Origin of the sequence: Desulfosalsimonas sp. (assembly GCF_046483245.1) — a bacterium.
Taxonomy (GTDB): domain Bacteria; phylum Desulfobacterota; class Desulfobacteria; order Desulfobacterales; family Desulfosalsimonadaceae; genus Desulfosalsimonas.
This window is the reverse complement of record NZ_JAWODO010000080.1, coordinates 1-3232: the sequence shown is the minus strand read 5'-3', so window position 1 is coordinate 3232 and position 3232 is coordinate 1. Positions and strand designations below refer to the sequence as shown.

At 57.5% G+C, this 3232-nt stretch carries 4 protein-coding genes; all 4 read right to left on the bottom strand.

Annotated features, from left to right (window positions below; genetic code table 11):
• Positions 1–460: 460 nt before the first annotated feature.
• Complete coding sequence (locus R6U41_RS07435) at positions 461–925, bottom strand: Zn-ribbon domain-containing OB-fold protein (protein ID WP_410269202.1); 465 nt, start codon at positions 923–925, stop codon at positions 461–463.
• Entirely contained in the window at positions 894–2075 is a 1182-nt protein-coding gene (locus tag R6U41_RS07430) for a thiolase C-terminal domain-containing protein (protein WP_410269201.1), read from the bottom strand. The genes R6U41_RS07435 and R6U41_RS07430 overlap by 32 nt, the downstream gene beginning before the upstream one ends.
• 34 nt (positions 2076–2109) lie before the next feature.
• Positions 2110–2877: a 3-hydroxyacyl-CoA dehydrogenase gene (locus tag R6U41_RS07425; protein ID WP_410269200.1), complete on the bottom strand. Its 768-nt coding sequence runs from the start codon at positions 2875–2877 to the stop codon at positions 2110–2112.
• Between the two features lie 23 nt (positions 2878–2900).
• A partial coding sequence (locus R6U41_RS07420; protein WP_410269199.1) for a TetR/AcrR family transcriptional regulator C-terminal domain-containing protein occupies positions 2901–3232 on the bottom strand: 332 nt, incomplete at its 5' end.

The following is a 3232-nucleotide window of genomic DNA, read 5'->3' as shown; positions in this document are numbered from 1 at the left end:
TTTAAAATTCCGGGCGCCAAAGCCCCGGCCCAATCTTTTGCCGAAACCGCGCCAATGCAGTCAAACAAACCACCCCCGCCCCGGCTCATGGCCAGCGCACTGGGAATATGTGGCAACAAATATTTTCGGGTACCGGTCCGAGGTCGGTAAAATTGAGAGGGTTTTTTTCAATGTGTTTTACGGAGTTATCGCATTCGTGAGAGTGTTCCCAAGGAAGCCCGAAGGGCGGGGGCGGTTTTTGAAGCGACATTGAGCGTTTTCGGGAAAAATTCATCAAATGCCGTAGCGTAAAAATTTCAAACTGTTTGAGGCCGACAGGCCGAGTTTGTAAATTTTAGCGAAGGCATTTGATGAATCCCGAAAACGATCAGGAGCGAAAAAACCGGCCCCGACCGCAGGGCTTCCTTCCCTCAAAAATACCGATGCAGGGACGTGGAAAGATATTTTCAGCCGTATGTTTTCAAACAAACCGAAATGCCGGCCTTGCCATGGGCCCGTCTGAGTACCGGTCTCCGGGATAGACCCGGCAGCCCAGTTCCACTTGCCTGCCGATGAGGCTTAGGTCCGCCCGGGAGGGGTCCAGGTCATAGAGGTTGCCCATGATCCAGGGGCCTTCCTCGAGTTCCACCAGCACCACAATATAGGGCGCTTCACTTTCCCGGCCCTCCGGGGCAACGGTAATGACGGTAAACGTGGTGATTTTGCCCCTGCCCGAGAGTTCCGTGATTTCCAGGTCATAGGCGGCGCAGCTGCGGCAGCTCATCTGGGGCGGGCAGGTCACGGCCCCGCACCTGGGGCAGGAAAGCCCCATGAGCTTGTTTTTCATCAGCGCCTTGTGATATTGCCTGAAGGAAAGCTTGTATTCCATGGCTTTCTCCTTGGTCTCGTCTTTTCTACCAGCCCGCCTGGAGCACCAGGTTGGCAATGATGCCGTCTCCGCCCAGGGTGTCGACCAGCCCGGTTTTGGCCCTGTCCACCTGCCGGCCCGAATCGGCCAGATCCCCGCGCAGCTGGCGCACAATCTCGCAGGCCTGGGATGCGCCCGTGGCGCCGATGGGATGGCCCTTGGCCTTGAGGCCGCCGGAAATGTTGATGGGGATTTTGCCGTTGATTTTTGTTTTGCCCTTTTCCCAGAGCTGCCCGGCGGTGCCGTTTTCTGCAAAACCCAGGTTTTCCGCGGCAATGATCGAGGCAATGCTGAAGCAGTCGTGCAGCTCGCATATGTCAATATCTGCCGGGCCGATGCCGGCCATGTCATAGGCCTGCTTTGCCGAAATCTCCCGGGCCCGGAGCCGGGGCAAATAAGGGGCCTGGGCGCTTAACCGCGGCGATGAGGCCTGACCTGATCCGGTAATGTAAACCGGTTTGGCGGTCAGTTTTTTGGCCGCATCTTCCGAGGCCAGCACCAGGGCCGCGGCCCCGTCGGAAAACGGGCAGCAGTCGAGCAGGCGCAAAGGCGAGGCCACCATGAATCCGTTGGATACCTGATCCACGGTGATTTCCTTGTGTTTGAACTGGGCATGGGGGTTTTTGGTGCCGTAAAAATGGGATTGGACCGAAACCAGCGACATCTGCTCGCGCAGCCGCTCCATGGAAACCCCGTAAGTATGGGCGTACAAGTGGGTCAGCAGGGCGAAAAAACCCGGAAATGTCAGGCCTGCGGCAAATTCGTACTTGGCGTCCGTGCCCATGGCAAAAGTCCGGGTGGCCAGGGGCGTGCCCATGGCAGTGGCTTTTTCCGTGCCGCCCACCAGGACGATGTCGTAAAAACCCGAAGCCACCCACATGAATGCATCCCGGATAGCCAGGGTGGCCGAGGCGCATGCCCCTTCAAACCGGGTGGCCGGGATGTTGTGCATGCCCAGTTCATTTGCGATATAGGACTGGATCATGCCCTGGCCCTCGGCAAAATCGCCGAACACGTTTCCGCAGTACAGGGCCTGGATTTTTTCCGGGCCGGTTTCGCACTCGGCCATGGCCTCTGTGGCGGCCTCGCAGAACATTTCAATTTCGGTTTTGGGTGACTCCGCGGCAAAATCCGTGTGCCCGGTGCCCACAACAGCGACTTTTCTCATGGGAAAACCTCCGGAGATGGTAAAAAAACGGCTGCTATCGGGCCTGCATGCGCATGGCCGAATCCAGGCGGATGGTTTCGCCGTTTAATACGGGATTGGCCAGGATGGATTCCACCATCAGGGCAAATTCAGCCGGCCGGCCGAAGCGCGACGGAAACGGCAGCTGCTTTTCCAGCGACTCCCGGGCCTTTTCCGGCAGGGCGTCAAACATGGGGGTTTCAAACAGGCCAGGGGCGATGGTGACCACCCGGATACCGTGATCGGCAAACTCCCTGGCCATGGGCAGGGTCATGCCCACGATGCCGGCCTTGGATGCCGAATAGGCGGCCTGGCCCACCTGGCCTTCATATGCGGCCACAGATGCGGTGTTGATCACCACCCCGCGCTCGCCTTCACTGTTGGGCGTATTTTCCGCCATTTTGGCTGCAGCCAGGCGGGTGACGTTAAAAGTCCCCACCAGGTTGACCTGGATGGTTTTGGTGAACTTGTCTAACGGCATGGGCCCTTTTTTGCCCACCACCTTTGCCGGAATGCCGATGCCCGCGCAGTTGATCACCCCGTGGACAGCGCCGAAGGCTTTTATTGTTTTGGCAACAGCGTCTTGTGCCGAGGCTTCATCGGCCACATCCGTGTGGCAGTAGATGGCCGCATCTCCGAGTTCTTCGGCCAGGGATGCGCCGGTGTCATCGGCCAGATCAAAGATGGCGGCCTTGCCGCCTTTTGCCGCCAGCGCCCGGACCGTTGCCGCGCCCAGCCCGGAAGCTCCGCCTGTGACAATAAATGCGTTTCCGGAAATCTCCATTTTCATGCCTCCTTGTGATGAATTTATGCGGTTGCAGACTTGTTGGCGATGCCTTTGGCAATGATTTCAAACAAATCGTCTGCATACTGGTCTGCGGGAATATGGCCGCCGAAGATCACGCCCGGTAGGCACATGTGCTCGATTCCGCCCAGAATGGCCTGTCGGATGGGGTGGGGCTCGATATGCTTTTTGATCTCGCCGTTTCTGACCCCGGCCTGAATGATCTTTAGGATCATCTTGCTGTAATCCTGGACGATTTTGTAGGTCTCGCTTTCATAATAGGCCGGGTAATTTCTGACCTCCAACAGCAGGATTTTGGCAAATATCCGGTTTTCCGCGTAATAATAGAAATGCA